Raw genomic sequence first — 237 nt, forward strand, 5'->3', positions numbered from 1 at the left:
GTCTCTTTCCCTGCTACGGAACCCATTGCAGGGAAAGAGTATAACACGCTTTTATTATTCAGGCGTAAAGTGGCGTAAATGTTGTACCGTGGCAAGCCACGCTGCCACCCAGCCAATCATCGAGCATACCAGCAGCAACAGCAGGCATTCATCGAACGATAAACCATTGATATCAAACTTCGTTCCGAAAACCTGTGCCACTTCCGCAACCGCCGATGACAATCGCAGTACCAGAAT

1 pseudogene is annotated in these 237 nt (G+C 48.9%); it reads right to left on the reverse strand.

Annotation, left to right across the window (positions count from 1 at the left end):
* Window positions 1-54 precede the first annotated feature (54 nt).
* Window positions 55-237 (reverse strand): annotated as a pseudogene (locus SB765_RS33545) (hypothetical protein); the annotation flags it as partial.

The sequence above is a fragment of the Pseudomonas sp. SIMBA_067 genome (assembly GCF_046534675.1).
Lineage (GTDB): Bacteria > Pseudomonadota > Gammaproteobacteria > Pseudomonadales > Pseudomonadaceae > Aquipseudomonas > Aquipseudomonas putida.